General features: G+C 33.0%; 14 protein-coding genes. 5 read left to right on the forward strand and 9 right to left on the reverse strand.

Translation table 11 applies throughout. From position 1 onward, the window contains the following. Nucleotides 1-746 precede the first annotated feature (746 nt). Nucleotides 747-1184 (forward strand): hypothetical protein, encoded by a 438-nt coding sequence (locus tag PZ898_RS05470; protein ID WP_062675172.1) that lies wholly within the window; start codon nucleotides 747-749, stop codon nucleotides 1182-1184. Between the two features lie 200 nt (nucleotides 1185-1384). On the opposite strand, the gene PZ898_RS05475 is transcribed toward PZ898_RS05470, so the two are convergent. The 4 genes from PZ898_RS05475 to PZ898_RS05490 form a co-directional block, all read right to left on the reverse strand. Continuing rightward, the gene (locus tag PZ898_RS05475) at nucleotides 1385-2116 is read right to left on the reverse strand and encodes a hypothetical protein (RefSeq protein ID WP_062675173.1); all 732 of its coding nucleotides are present in this window, start codon (nucleotides 2114-2116) and stop codon (nucleotides 1385-1387) included. Between the two features lie 151 nt (nucleotides 2117-2267). Next, nucleotides 2268-3695 carry a LuxR C-terminal-related transcriptional regulator gene (locus tag PZ898_RS05480; RefSeq protein ID WP_162268228.1) on the reverse strand — a complete coding sequence of 476 codons (1428 nt, stop codon included), beginning with the start codon at nucleotides 3693-3695 and terminating at the stop codon, nucleotides 2268-2270. A gap of 116 nt (nucleotides 3696-3811) precedes the next feature. Beyond that, the gene (locus PZ898_RS05485) at nucleotides 3812-4240 is read right to left on the reverse strand and encodes a hypothetical protein (RefSeq protein WP_277694979.1); all 429 of its coding nucleotides are present in this window, start codon (nucleotides 4238-4240) and stop codon (nucleotides 3812-3814) included. A gap of 90 nt (nucleotides 4241-4330) precedes the next feature. Continuing rightward, a complete protein-coding gene (locus PZ898_RS05490) occupies nucleotides 4331-4501 on the reverse strand; it encodes a hypothetical protein (protein WP_277694980.1) in 171 nt (56 codons plus the stop codon). A gap of 521 nt (nucleotides 4502-5022) precedes the next feature. Here PZ898_RS05490 and PZ898_RS05495 point away from each other — a divergent pair. After that, nucleotides 5023-5361: a hypothetical protein gene (locus PZ898_RS05495; RefSeq protein WP_062675177.1), complete on the forward strand. Its 339-nt coding sequence runs from the start codon at nucleotides 5023-5025 to the stop codon at nucleotides 5359-5361. A 294-nt stretch (nucleotides 5362-5655) separates the two neighbouring features. Here PZ898_RS05495 and PZ898_RS05500 read toward each other — a convergent pair whose 3' ends face one another. The 4 genes from PZ898_RS05500 to PZ898_RS05515 all read right to left on the reverse strand — a co-directional run bounded on the left by PZ898_RS05500 (nucleotide 5656) and on the right by PZ898_RS05515 (nucleotide 10680). Next, nucleotides 5656-7227, reverse strand: a complete 1572-nt coding sequence (locus PZ898_RS05500) for a M20/M25/M40 family metallo-hydrolase (RefSeq protein WP_277694981.1) — start codon at nucleotides 7225-7227, stop codon at nucleotides 5656-5658. Nucleotides 7228-7415: 188 nt separating this feature from the next. Beyond that, nucleotides 7416-8564 (reverse strand): carboxypeptidase-like regulatory domain-containing protein, encoded by a 1149-nt coding sequence (locus PZ898_RS05505; protein WP_120231512.1) that lies wholly within the window; start codon nucleotides 8562-8564, stop codon nucleotides 7416-7418. Nucleotides 8565-8781: 217 nt separating this feature from the next. Beyond that, nucleotides 8782-8958: a histone H1 gene (locus PZ898_RS05510; protein ID WP_002978882.1), complete on the reverse strand. Its 177-nt coding sequence runs from the start codon at nucleotides 8956-8958 to the stop codon at nucleotides 8782-8784. A gap of 306 nt (nucleotides 8959-9264) precedes the next feature. Then, a complete protein-coding gene (locus tag PZ898_RS05515; RefSeq protein ID WP_277694982.1) occupies nucleotides 9265-10680 on the reverse strand; it encodes a PLP-dependent aminotransferase family protein in 1416 nt (471 codons plus the stop codon). A 117-nt stretch (nucleotides 10681-10797) separates the two neighbouring features. Here PZ898_RS05515 and PZ898_RS05520 point away from each other — a divergent pair, with 117 nt between their 5' ends. The 3 genes from PZ898_RS05520 (at nucleotide 10798) to PZ898_RS05530 (ending at nucleotide 13691) form a co-directional block, all read left to right on the forward strand. Beyond that, the gene (locus PZ898_RS05520; protein WP_120231514.1) at nucleotides 10798-11313 is read left to right on the forward strand and encodes a hypothetical protein; all 516 of its coding nucleotides are present in this window, start codon (nucleotides 10798-10800) and stop codon (nucleotides 11311-11313) included. Nucleotides 11314-11482: 169 nt separating this feature from the next. Next, nucleotides 11483-12397: a helix-turn-helix transcriptional regulator gene (locus PZ898_RS05525; RefSeq protein WP_062675181.1), complete on the forward strand. Its 915-nt coding sequence runs from the start codon at nucleotides 11483-11485 to the stop codon at nucleotides 12395-12397. A gap of 88 nt (nucleotides 12398-12485) precedes the next feature. After that, on the forward strand, nucleotides 12486-13691 hold the full coding sequence (locus PZ898_RS05530; protein ID WP_062675182.1) for an MFS transporter: 1206 nt from the start codon (nucleotides 12486-12488) through the stop codon (nucleotides 13689-13691). A 12-nt stretch (nucleotides 13692-13703) separates the two neighbouring features. On the opposite strand, the gene PZ898_RS05535 is transcribed toward PZ898_RS05530, so the two are convergent. Next, on the reverse strand, nucleotides 13704-13784 hold the full coding sequence (locus PZ898_RS05535) for a hypothetical protein (protein ID WP_277695598.1): 81 nt from the start codon (nucleotides 13782-13784) through the stop codon (nucleotides 13704-13706). Nucleotides 13785-13881 lie beyond the last annotated feature (97 nt).

The raw sequence follows: 13881 nt of genomic DNA on the forward strand, positions 1-13881 counted from the left end.
ATATATTCTCTAAAATAAACACTATATAATAATTAATATAAAAATCATTAATGAAATAATATTCAAATATATAAAATTCACTATATTTTGATTTACACAATACAAACTATTTGATATTGGAAACAATCTGATAAATTTCTCTCTTGTATAAAACTCTATGATCATTCTCAGGAAAGATCTTTCATCATCTAGAATCCCTCTATTATCAAGTCAAAAATTAATTGATGTACCTTTGATGTATCTAAAATTTTGTTTACTTAAAATATCAGACATAAATTTAAACCAGGAAAATTTATTAACACTATTTGACACATAAACACAAATACATATTGTTAGATTAACAACCTGGCTAAAGTGTTTGATTCCCACAAAAAAACAAACTCTTTTAATATTTTAATAACACAATCAGTTTTCATTTTTGATTTTATAGAGATCTATAATACTGATCAAAGTTGCTACTCCCGTTTTTCGGGAGTTTTTTTGATCCATAAACATTTGATAAAAAATGATGTACTTATGTTGTATGACTATTTGATAAAAGAAAAATAATCCATGCTAAATTTGAACAAAACAAAAATGATGAAAAATTTTACTCTTATTTATCTTCTCAAGTAGGAATTAAGATTGTCTATCTATAATTATGATGATATTCATTATAATTCAGACTCTTTTTAACATCGACACAATAAATTCCCTAAGGTTTACAATTTTGCGAAAATAATTTTAATCATATAATACCGTTTATTTTGAACTTTAAACAAATACATATTGGCAGCATTATTAAAGCTAAGTTTCTGGAAGAAGCATTGGACATGCAGAGAGCATGTAATTTTATGAAATGCACTGAATCTGAAATTGAAAAAATGTTCCTTGAAGAAGATCTGACAACTGATAAATTATTGAGATGGAGCAAACTATTAGAGTATGATTTTTTCCGGGCCTACTCACAACATCTTATCCTCTTTTCTCCACCTAAAAAGGAATTTTCGCCTAATGCTTCTCATAAAAAAATATCGTCTTTACCTGAATTCAGGAAAAATATCTACACTAAGGAAATTATAGAATTTATCCTGGAACAAATTGAAACAGGAAAGAAAACAAAGCTGGAAATAATAAATGATTATAAAATTCCCAAAACGACACTCTATAAATGGATTGCAAAGTATGCAGATAAAAACAAGTAAGAACTCAATTTTTGTGTAATTATATTGTACTTTAATGCCAATTTATCATAGATAAATTAAATCTATCATTTATGCTTATGCAATAAATTGTTAAAAAAGCAATGAATGAAAAAAAAAGAATAAGATATATAAAAAAACAGACTAAATTTTTTAGTCTGTTTTTTTATATTATATAGTAATAGTAATTTAAATAAAAGACTCTACTTCAATCTTCGTAAAGACATTTGCGTAACAGGACCAGAACCTGTAGAACCAGAGCTTAAATACTTAATCGTTACATTATCTGAATTGCTAACCCTGAATGAATAAGTATGAGCAGCCAGCATAGGAATAGAAGTAAGCAGCGTATAGGTTTGCAAACCCGGCGTGGTTGCTGTAAACAGATCATTAACACGGGCCACCCAGTTACCGGCTGTATTATCCCAGATACCTATTACAGGAGATGATCCATTAACTGTTGATAACTGTGCATTCATTGTTATCTGGTACACTCCGTCAGCAGATATATTAAATGAATTACCTGCTGCTGAACCCGTATACTGGTTTTCATTATCCACAACCTCATTAGTAAGGTTTCCTACAGCCGTTGGAACGTCTGGGCCAGAGGTAAAATCAGCGGTCATTTGTACAATAATTTCCTGAGCCACCAGAAATTGTCCATTTACTACAATAACTGTCCCTGTAGAAGTGGGAACCCCTGCAAGATTCTGCCATGTGGGAGCAGCTCCTGGTCCGTTAGACTTAAGAACCTGTCCGGCAACTCCTGCCGAACCGGCAGTAGAAGCAGTCCCTCCCACATTCAGTTCATTTACAACCTGCAAAGCTCCGTTGACATGCAGTGCTTTCATAGGTGTAGATGTGTTAATTCCAACCTGGGAATAATAACATAAGGAACAAAAAATACTTGTAACAAGTATAACCTTCTTTTTCATAATTAGTATTGTATTTTAAACTTTTGCAAAAATATAACACAATACTGCTTTTGCGGCAAAACCCACCTACATCACAAATACATCATTTAGAAACAACAGCTATAAAGCTAAAAAACAGTGTTTACATATTTTATTTTAAAGAAATAACACATCATGTTGATATACTATTTTCAGCGTGACCATCAGAAAGATTTTTAAAGAAAAGGTACAGATCAACATCTGAAGAAATATTTAATTTTTTTCTAAGCCTGTTCTTTTTATTCTGAACAGATCGATGTTCCACAAAAGTATATTGTGCAATTTCTTTTGATGAAAATCCCAACCATATCATTGCACAAAACGTTAAATCAGATTTCGACAAATTAGAATTTATTGCAAACAACTTTTTAACAAAGTCCGGATATGCTTCCTGAAATTTATTGAGAAAATTAGGATCATTTTTTTTAGCCAGATCAATAATACAATCGTAAGAGTGAGTGAGTTTTTCTTTTAAAACATGAGCCTCAAATTCCTTCTGTTTTATAATGCTTTTATTCTTCTGATAACGGATATAAACAAAAAGCAAAATAACAATAAGACAAAACACCACAATATTATAAAATAAAAACAAATTCTTTTTTGAAGTATTTTCAGATTCTTTTTCTCTTATAATTTCATCAATTGAAGTGTTAACACTTTCGTTGCAGACTCTACTCAAACTATCTTTTAGTTTAGTATACTTTTCAAGATATTCCTTTTCTTTCTCCTCATCATTTAATTCACTATAAGTACTTGAAATTGTCTTATAAAGCAGAGGAATATTATATACTCTCTTGGTTTTCTCTAGAATGGCAACAGATTTTTCATAATACAACAATGCTTTTTCAGGCTCTTTATTCTTATTTAAAAAATTTCCATAATAGTAATAGGTCTGTCCTCTTTGAATATTCCAGTAATTCATTTTCTGCAATAGCTTCAATGCATTATTTAAATAATATGAAGAAGAATCTATATTTTTTTTATAAACCATATAATGATCTGCTATCAATGAATTAATTACCGGGCTTGATTTTATTTTTAATGCTTTGTGCAAATAAATGAGTGAGGAATCATCCTGGTGAACATTATGCAGAAAATCTGCCCTATTTGCATAAATTCCTGATAATATTTCCTTTTCGCTATGATTAGAAATCATCTTACCATAATAAATAGACTGCGCATTGTATTTCAAAGCTTTTACGTATAAACCAATAACATAATTCACCTGTCCATACTCCTGGTAAAGCTTTGCAGATAAATAAGCACTATTAATCTTTTTAATTTTCTTTTCAGCTTTCTGTAAATAATAAAAAGAATTTTTGTAATCACCTATAGTTCCATAAATATTAGCAATATTGATATAACCTAAAATCTCCCCTTTTAGATAATTCTGATTTTTGGAAATAGTAATATATTTTTCATTTAAAGAAATTAATTCTTTTTTCTGACCTCTTATTCTAAGATTCTCTGATTTAATTATTAATGCATTGTCTATTTGCCCTGGAGTATAATTTTGCGAATATAAGACAGTGAAAATAGACAGACAGGTAAATACCATCATTAAAAATTGAAATATTCTTTTTATACTCGCTCTGATCATATTGTATATTCAAATACTGTTCTGTCAATACTAGATTGAATTGATACGGAAATATTTCCCGTTATCATTCTTTTATTTTATGAAAAATTATTTTTTGAATTTGGTTCTTGAATGATAATAATTGTGTTGGGAATAGTGATAAAACCATTTGGAGCACCTTCAAGCACTTTATAAGAATACAATGTATTCTGCTTATTTTCCTGAAGACTTACAGGAATAATTTTCACTTCCAAATTGGTTTTAGGGTAAATGAGAGCAAGTACATCTTCTTTTGAAAAATCAATAGGCGTTGGTTTCCCATCGGTACCCATTGTTGCTGCAGCCCCAAAAAGTCGTTCGAACTCCTCCTGTGAACTCATTATTTTTTCAGTAAAATCTTTATTATCATAGGTATTTTTAGCAAAATACTTCCTTGCTGATTTATAAGAAATATTTTTTTGCGTATTATTTACAGTACACGAAGAGATTAGTAGTGTACTTATTAAAATTATGATGATATTTTTCATTGTTTATTTGTTATATGTAAAAGCCCGTACTACTCACATATCAAAACTTTAGATAACATTATTCTGATCAACAAATTTGGATTTTGCTGTCTACATGGTGGAGCCATTGGAATTAACTCCGAGTTTTACTCTTGCATTGGAAAAGGGATTAACCAGTATAGCTGGTTGTGTAGGAGCTCCTGCTATATCCAGAGTAATTCTAGCATCAGTAGTATTAATACCGATTTGGGAATACGTATCAGGAGAATACAATACTAACAAGGTTAATACATTCTTTTTTTCCATACTATACTGCTTTTTGTTTCGTCGTAAAAGTATAAAATAAGCATTGCGATGTATTAAATAACACATACATCACAGATACAGCACAATGAAACATGCATGATTTCAAGTAAATACCTTTGAATTATTCTAGGAATTAATTAGCTTATACTGGTGATAGATTTTGGTCTGTTTTTGCCATTAAAAAAAAGATGTATAAATGATGTATATAAAATTTTGCAATATTTAGAATAGAAATATACATTTACATTAAAACACAAATGTTATACACTTTTTATTGTTGAGTTAATATTAAGACCAAATACTAGAGTCGTAAGCAGCATTAAAGAATAAAGCTATTGTAAAGCTGAAAAGCAGTTTACTTTATTATTTTCAAATATTGAAGGCATTCTTATGATTGGTTGAGACACCCTCTTTAATTAATTTATGAACTCTAGTATTTATTTGTATTCAAAAAACAGCTTACTAAAAAAAGGACTATAAATTGATAAATCTACATCATGAATCATCACAAACAATCGCCCTCAATGACGCCTGATTACAAAAGAATTTACAGTGATCTTGTTGACATGAAATATCCGGAAAAAAAGCAGGAATGCGCAAAAATTTTATCAAAGAAGAATCTGTCAGCGTTTGATGTAATAGAAATTAACAGCATCATATTTAACTATAGCCAAAACATTAAGGCTAATCAGTCACACCGCTCTTACAATAAGGAAACAATCTATAAAATTCTTGAATATCAAAAAAAGAATTATCTTAATAATACGCAATTGGCTCTACATTTTAAGCTGAGTCGCAATACCGTTGCAAAATGGAAAAATTTATTTAATATTTAATCAATTCGCATCCTCTATACATTTATTATGAAATCCATTTCTGATTAAAACAATATACTTCTTATAGCCCGTTTAAAGTATATCTCATATTAAAGATAACAAAATCTTATCACTATTAGGTTTAGGTTATGAGAAACATTCTATTTCTTAGAAAATTCATAATAAAAAAACCGTTATTGGCTAACAACAGATATTATTTAACTATAAAATAAATGTTTTAGCTAATAACGGTCAAAAAAGAATAGTATATCAGAATATCACATCTATTCTTTTCGTGTTTTCAAATAAAGAAAACTATTTATAATCTTTAGAGCTTCTTCTAGGCTCTTTTACTTCCGGCCATTTTACAGTCTCTCCTTTTTCATCCTGCGGCATTACTCTTTTTTCTCGGTTGCTGAATTCAGGGTCTTCGGATGCCATATAAGCTAATGCCGCAGTTAAAATCACATTATTTTTGACCTCATCAAAAACGATCTTGTCATAAGTATCTTTCGTTGTATGCCAGGTATATCCAAAATAGCCCCAGTTCAGAGAACCTAAAGAAATTCCTGGTACTCCTGCTGCCACGAACGAAGCATGATCAGAACCTCCTCCGCCAGGCATACCCGGAAAGTCAGTTTTAATATGACTTCTTACAGCTTTTGGAACGCCATCAAGCCATCTTCCTACATAATCGTAAGCCTTTACAAATCCCTGCCCGCTGATATTGACAACGCGCCCTGTTCCGTTATCCTGATTAAAGGCAGCCTGTACCCCTTTAATAATCTGAGGATTATCGGCTACAAAACCTCTTGAACCGTTTAATCCCTGCTCCTCACTTCCCCAAAGTCCGATGACAATAGTTCTTTTATTATTCGGATAATATTTTTTTAGAATTCTCATGGTTTCCAGCATGGTGATTGTGCCGGTTCCATTATCTGTAGCTCCCTGAGCTCCGTCCCATGAGTCAAGGTGAGCTGAAAGAATCACATATTCATCAGGCTTTTCCTTTCCTTTGATCATTCCGATTGTATTAAAGCTTTTGGCTTCAGGAAGCACTTTTGACTGAGCATCAATTTTGATTTTAGGCTGAGTCCCTTTTTCCGCCATTCTATAAAGCATTCCATAGTCTTCCACGTCGATATCAATCATTGGAATTCTGGTTGTTTTCGCTCCAAAGATCCTGTTAGCTCCCATAATACCGGTCCAGTTTGAAATAGCAATACCTGCCGCCCCTGCTTTTTCCAATGCCTCCGGCAGCGTGTTATTATCATAACCTATGTTCTTTATAAAAGCGGTAAAATCTTTGGTAGCCTGTTCTTTTTCAGCTTTAAGTTTTTCATACAATTCAGGAGTGGCAAATTCTTTAATCTGCTCATCAGAGCGTCCTATTTTCTGATATTGTGCCATCAATACAATTTTCCCTTTCACAGAAGGAAGCCATTGATCAAATTCAGCTTTAGAAGATACTTTTGGAAGGATAATCACTTCCGCCTCAATTGCTTTTTTAGTAGCCGGACTCCATGCCAGCTGCGTTGCGGAAAGGGATTTTATGCGCGGATATGTCATATCAACATGAGTCGTCCCTCTTTGCCATCCTTTCCAGGTTCCGAATTGTTGAAGATTGGCATCTACTCCCCAGGAACGAAGTTTATTGGCACTCCATTCATTTGCGGCCAGCATTTCGGGAGTTCCTACAAGGCGAGGTCCGATCCCATCCAGCAGTTCAGAGGCCATATTTTCCAGCTGGGAATTATTATTTACTTCATCTACAAAACTCTTTACGATAGGGCTAAGCCTTTCTTTTGGGTCAACCTTTACCTGAGCCCATGAAAACTGAGCGGCCAGCATTACCGCAGGCACTGCAAAAAATCTATTTATCCTCATACTATTTATTGATTGGTTTAAAGATAAAAGAAATTAGGGAGATAGTGAAGGATTAAGCCTAAAAAAGAGGTTTTTTAATTATATAATCAATGTTTTTGTTCAAAAGAAATAATAAAATTCCGAAAGAAGCTATAATTAATAAAAAAGGCCATCAATATGACAGTCTTATGACCTTTAGAGATGACACTTTATTTTTCATTGAGAAACGCCTGTTCCTCCTTGGAAAGGATTGTTGTTCCAGCTTTTTCTTCTTTTACAGGAACATTACTCCAGATACTGATATTAAAATCAACCTTCGGATTAAGTCCTTTCTTATCGGTTTTGGTAAAAGTAGTAAAGATAATTTCACGACTGAATTTCCTTACATGGGTCTCATCTTTATAAAAAACGGTAAAACCATCTCCTTCCAACTTCGTCAATGCAGGTACATAGACACCGTCTTTCTTATAAAAATCAAAAATCAGCGTGGCATCCCCAAGTTTGTACTGAAATTCTCTTCCATCTGTGGTCATTTTCTTCATGGTAGGAAAATCTGTCTGAAAATAATGCGTTTCAAAATAAGTAATCACTTTGTCTGCTTTATTATATTTAAATTCCCCGTTCATCTGAATTCCCCTTCCCGACTCTATTTTAAAGGTAATCAACTGTTCATCACCTTCCTCAAAAATCAACCTTCCGTTATATTTACAGTCCTTCATTCTTAAATGCTGGAGTGTTCTGTAAAGTTCATAATTCAGGAAAAGGTTTCCTAGGTATTCATGAGAAAACTCATTGGTTTTTCCCGTGAAAACACTATCAGTATTTACTTTCTTCAGATATTTAACGTTATTCAGCTGCATCTGGAGGATTTCATCATAGTTTTTACGAAAACCATCTTTAAAATTATATTGGTTATTTTTACTCCAGAACTTCGCTTCTGCAATGACCAGAAAGTAGAGTTTATTGTTATCAAAACCTTTTTCCTTGTATACAACGTCATAAAGAGAAGGATCATCATAATATTTTTTATGGTAATTTTTATTGATGTCTTCAAATATTTTCTTAATGTCTACATTGATGATTTTGATCTCATCGATATTTTTATAGATAGGTTTAAGTTTTACCTGAGCGTTAAAGGCTTGTATTTTCTCTTTTTGAAAACCCGAAGCAGAAACTTCAAAATTAACAGCATCTGGATTTACTGGAGCAAAACCATCTTCATTGGTATAAATGATTTGATCCTGAAGGATAATTCTTGCATTGGGAATAGGATTTCCATTTTCGGAATCAACTACTCTTAATTTCTGTGCAGAAAAAAAACCGAAAAAGAAAATGAATAGAAGATAAAAGGGCTTCATGGTTATTTGTTATATTAGTTTTAATTAATACCACAAATATAAACCTGGAAGCGTATAGAAGAATAGAAATTTAATACACTTTAATACTATTTAACACTAACTATTTAAATTCAGCAAAACACATTCTAAAACTGGGAATTTTTAACATATTTCACGCTAAAACAGTTATTGTATTCGGAAATAAAAAAACCGGCTTCAAAAGCCGGCTAAAGGTGAATTATTTCTTTGCTTCTTCTACAGAAACTTTTCTGAATTCTTTGAACAATTTGCTAAGTTCCAAAGCTGCTTTACGAGCTCTTGTACCAGCTGCCTTGTTTCCTTTTTCCGCTTGTTGGTTTGCCTCAGTTGTGAACGCTTCAAATTCTGCGTTGATTTTTTCAATTAGTTCTTTCATTTATTTAAAAATTTAGGCTGCAAATATAGGTTTTATGGTGATTCCAGCCTAATTGTGTCGAAAAAAAATAATGGATTTAATCATTTTTTCTGAGTCTTTCCTAAATTCAATTTAATTTTTAAAATAAAATCAAATTATTGTAGAAAATCAGCCATATAGTTGGGTATTATATACAGCCAACGTAAAATTTTAAATAAACCACTCAAAATCAATAAGAATCAAAAAAACAATAAATAAGATTTTCTTAAAAAAGCTTATTGACTAAGCCATTTGATTTCCTTATCATAGTTAATTATTTTTAATGGTTTAAGACTGCAGTTCTTTCGCTCTCCTACCTGCATTTTTTAATAAAACAATGCTTTCAGAAGTAATTCTTTCGGCAAAAACAATCCTGAAATGATCATGGTATCTGTCAGTGAACGAAAAGGTATTTCCGGGAGTAAACAAAATCTGATGCTCTTCACAATACTGATAGAATCTTTTCATATCCGTATTCTCAGGAAGCTTTCCCCAAATACTGTAACCACCTCTCGGTCTGTGAAAATAAGAACCTTCAGGAAAGGACTTTCTTAAAATATCCAATACCTGAACAGCCTGCTTATTGAGTTTTTTCCGGAATACCCGAAGGTGTCTTTCATAACTGTTTCCCTGTAGCAGCTTTAGAACCAGTTCCTGATAAATGGGAGAAACCGAACGCCCTAAAGCAAATCTTACTCTTTCGGATTTTGCATAAAAACTTCCGGCATGCAACCAGCCTAAACGAATTCCTGGAGCTAACGTCTTTGAAAAGGATGAATACGTCATCACAATTCCCTTTTTATCAAAGCTTTTTATACTTTGCGGTCTTTGTTCTTCAAAATAAAGATCGGAATACATATCATTCTCAATAATACAGAACTGATGAATTTCTGCTATACTCAGAATTTCTTTTTTAGTTTCATCATTCATTATAACACCTGTGGGATTGTGAAAATTGGGAGTAGTGACAAGAGCGCTGATTTTATTTTCCTTACAGATTTTTTGAAAATATTCAACATCAAAGCCTGTTTTATAATGCACAGGAGTCTCAATGACTTTCAGTTCGAGATGAGCAAGGACTTCCAATACAGAAAACACACATGGACTCTCAACAGCCACTACATCGCGTGCTTTTGTAACCGATTTCAAAGCAATTGTAAGGGCCTGCAGAGCGCCATCAGTGATAATTATTTCGTCTGGATTTAATATACAGCCATAAGTTCCCATTTGTTTTGCAATATATTTCCTTAATGGCTCCAATCCGTTTGAAGGATAATACCTGAGCAATGATGCTCCTTTCTCCCGAATGACTTCCTGCATTGTTCTGAGAATAAGCTTTTGCGGAATCAGAAGATCTCCGGGCACTGCCGTGTTAAAAGAGCTGAATTCTGAAGTTCTTTTGGAAGTAAGTATCATATTTTTCATAAATACTTCATCCCTCACCACTGCCGGAAGTTGAGTCTTTATTTCCGGAATATTCTCCTCCTGAATTCCTGTGACAAAATAGCCAGACCGTGGATGGCTTCTGATCAATCCTTTAATCATAAGGTATTCAAATCCACTTTGCACAGAGCTTGTACTCAGTTTGTATTTTTCTTTGATATCACGAACGGAGGGAAGTCTGTCATTTTCCTGTAAAATTCCACTGTAGATCTGCATCTCTATTTCAGCCGTAAAAATTTCGTACTTATAAGATTTCATCATAACACAACAACTGTACTGAACAAATTTACTAAAATACCTTTCTGTACCGATGATATTTTAGTGAACTGTATCCTTTTTGAATAGATTAATCTTATAATTTTGAATAAAAAAAATTCTATGGATATCATTTCAAAATTTACAGTGGGTTCTGAAGAGGGAATTTCTGATCTTATAACCATTATCGATTCTTCCGTTTATACATTGTACAAAGAGTTTGTAAGTGAGGAAGACATCAAAAAATATATTCAGCACGAAATTGATCCGAGAAAAATGATCAATGACCTGAACAATCTTTCCAATCAACTGATTATGACCTATGCTGACCAGAAGCCAATCGGATACAGCATTATAAAAAGTGGTTCTTTACACCCAGGAGTCCCTGAAGGGAAAAGAGCTACAGAAATCAGCTTTGTAATTCTATCAGAGTTTGATTCTCCGGAAACAAGACAGTCTCTTTGGAAGAAATGCAGATCCGCAGTGAGTTTCACAGATATCATCTGGATCAATATGCTTGATCATGATCCGCTTGCAGCATTTTTAAAAGAATCCGGATTTGTGGCAGCAAGCAGTTCAAAGGCCGGACCTTTTCAACTTCCTTCTCATATTTTAGAAATGGAAATTAATAAAAGTTGATTTAATTATTTTCGCCCACAGATTTGCACAGATAGTTTATAATAAATAGTTTGTTACCTTAGTATTGATACTATTGAGCAAAGCTATAATTACTATTTCTATTATCTCATTTAAAATTATTTTAAGCAAACAATAGTTTACTTATCTTTGATTTTTATAATTTTTACCTATGAGTGATCAGCTGGAAACGATAGAAGATTATTACAGACGCATCCGTAAAGATCAGATTAAAATATTTGATTCTGAGGATTTTGAAACCGGAAAATCCCACTTCAATATCTCTATGCGGAGATACTGTAGTTTCAAAAGTCCTTACAACCGTCGTGATTATTATAAAATAAGCTTTATCATTGGAAAAGGCACTATTCATTATGGTGCGCATCAACTGTATATAGATGGTCCTGCTTTATTTTTCCCTTCTCCCAGTATTCCGTATTCATGGGAGTGTGAAAGCGATGTACAGGAAGGATATTTTTGTTTGTTCAACCAGGAGTTTTTTAATGGAAATTCAGAATTTAACCTGTTTAAAAAAACATCAATGTTCAAGGAATGGAGCAAGCCTGTTATTTTCCTGACAGAAGAACAAGCTCAGCTGGCTACTCTTTATTTTGATCAGATTTACAGAATGAACAATTCTCCCTATCCTTTCCGTTGCAGCAGCATTAAAAGCAATCTAGCCTCTGTAATGCATCTGGCGCTGGAAAACCGCGTTGAAGACATCAATCCCCATGAACTTCCTGCAAATGTTCGTTTATACAAGTTATTCGATGAGTTGCTCAACAAACAGTTTCCTTTGGACTCTCCTGCTTATCCACTGGCATTAAAAACACCTTCTGATTTTGCCGAGCATCTGAATGTGCATGTCAATCATCTGAATTCCTCGGTGAAATCTGTAACGAACCTTACTACAACACAGATTATTAAAGAAAAGATGTTTGAAGAATCTAAAAACCTGCTGAAGTATACCAATTGGGATATTGCCCAGATAGGCTATACTTTAGGGTTTGACCAGCCTGCTCATTTTAATAATTTTTTTAAAAAGTATGCCCGCACTTCACCCTTAAAGTTTAAGAATTTATCTTAATATTTGATTTTTGTAATTTTTACTTTGTCTTTTAAAATCCGGTTTTGTATTTCTTGACTTATTTTTGCAATGTAAAAAATGAATGAATATGTTGAGAGAAGCATCTGAGCAAAGAATCAGATTAATTACCATTATGGCTTTCGTGTCTATCCCGCTTTCAGGGTTTGTCACTGATATTTATTTACCATCGTTCCCTTCTATGGCTAAAGAAATGATGGTTTCGGAAAAAGATATTCAAATTACCCTGACTTCATATCTGTTGAGCTACGGAATTTCCCAATTGTTTGTAGGAGGAATTCTTGATAGCATTGGTCGTTACCGTCCCAAATTAATAGCATTATTCCTGTTGATTCTGACCAGTATTTTAATTACGATGACAAACAGTATTTTACTGATCTGTCTGCTTCGTATTCTTCAGGGAGCTGCGGTTTCAGTACTTGTTGTGGCAACGCGTGCTATTTTTGTGGATATTTACGATGCGGAAAAGGTAAAACATTATTTGAGTTATTTTACTATTGTCTGGTCTTGTGGTCCTATTCTGGCGCCTTTCCTTGGTGGATATCTTGAGAAAATCTTTAACTGGCATGCTAACTTCTATTTTTTGGCAGCTTATGCCGGATTTTTGTTTCTTTTTGAGTGGTTTTTTAGCGGAGAGAGCCTTCCCCAAAAAAAGAAGCTGGATCTTTCAGAGAATATAAGTCTTTACAAAATGATGCTTAAGAACAGAATTTTCATGCTGGGTATTTTCATTTTGGGGCTCAGCTACTCTATCGTAATGTTATTTAATATTACCGGACCATTTATTATTGAAAACACTTTTCATTTTACACCGGTAGTCATTGGATACTGTACGTTAATCTTAGGATTTTCGTGGATGATTGGAGGTTTTATAGGAAAACGCAGGCTGACTCTTGATTTTAAACCAAGAATATTGCAACCTATCCTTCTTCAGCTGATTCTGATTGCAGGGTTGATCACTACCAGCTATTTTGCAGAAAGCCTTTTTATTATGATTCCATTTGCCTTTTTTATTCATATATGTTCCGGAATTTTATTTACCTCCTTTTTTACGACAAGTATGCTTTACTTTCCGAAAAATGCAGGTACTGCCGGTGGATTGATGGGCGGATTGGTATATGTGATCACTTCTGTAACAAGTTTTATCATCTCGGTAAGCGGAACTGTAACGGATCAAAAAGGGCTTTCATGGCGTTATCTGATTATTGCATGTTTCCTCTTGGGGATCATTCTTATTATGCACCAGGCCGTTAAAAAAGAAAAAGCAGAGAACTAGTCTCTGTTTTTTTTATATCTGTTGTATACTTTCAAGGTATTTTTTCAAAATAATCGCATGACAATGCTCATCGTCTTTAGCAGCATATAGCAAGGTAATTTTTTCATGTTGTTTTAGGAAATCATTCTCAAGATTACTTTCATGAAGTCTTAATCCTGTTGACGGAGTAAGATTTTTAAATTAACACCTT

The sequence above is a fragment of the Chryseobacterium sp. WX genome, from assembly GCF_029542485.1.
Classification (GTDB): Bacteria; Bacteroidota; Bacteroidia; order Flavobacteriales; family Weeksellaceae; genus Chryseobacterium; species Chryseobacterium cucumeris.

Bases quoted from the DNA above. Each gene is read 5' to 3' on its own strand.
- PZ898_RS05475 (WP_062675173.1), bottom strand. From the start codon at position 2,116: ATGAAAAAGAAGGTTATACTTGTTACAAGTATTTTTTGTTCCTTATGT.
- PZ898_RS05480 (WP_162268228.1), bottom strand. From the start codon at position 3,695: ATGATGGTATTTACCTGTCTGTCTATTTTCACTGTCTTATATTCGCAA.
- PZ898_RS05485 (WP_277694979.1), bottom strand. From the start codon at position 4,240: ATGAAAAATATCATCATAATTTTAATAAGTACACTACTAATCTCTTCG.
- PZ898_RS05495 (WP_062675177.1), top strand. From the start codon at position 5,023: ATGAATCATCACAAACAATCGCCCTCAATGACGCCTGATTACAAAAGA.
- PZ898_RS05500 (WP_277694981.1), bottom strand. From the start codon at position 7,227: ATGAGGATAAATAGATTTTTTGCAGTGCCTGCGGTAATGCTGGCCGCT.
- PZ898_RS05505 (WP_120231512.1), bottom strand. From the start codon at position 8,564: ATGAAGCCCTTTTATCTTCTATTCATTTTCTTTTTCGGTTTTTTTTCT.
- PZ898_RS05510 (WP_002978882.1), bottom strand. From the start codon at position 8,958: ATGAAAGAACTAATTGAAAAAATCAACGCAGAATTTGAAGCGTTCACA.
- PZ898_RS05515 (WP_277694982.1), bottom strand. From the start codon at position 10,680: ATGATGAAATCTTATAAGTACGAAATTTTTACGGCTGAAATAGAGATG.
- PZ898_RS05520 (WP_120231514.1), top strand. From the start codon at position 10,798: ATGGATATCATTTCAAAATTTACAGTGGGTTCTGAAGAGGGAATTTCT.
- PZ898_RS05525 (WP_062675181.1), top strand. From the start codon at position 11,483: ATGAGTGATCAGCTGGAAACGATAGAAGATTATTACAGACGCATCCGT.
- PZ898_RS05530 (WP_062675182.1), top strand. From the start codon at position 12,486: ATGTTGAGAGAAGCATCTGAGCAAAGAATCAGATTAATTACCATTATG.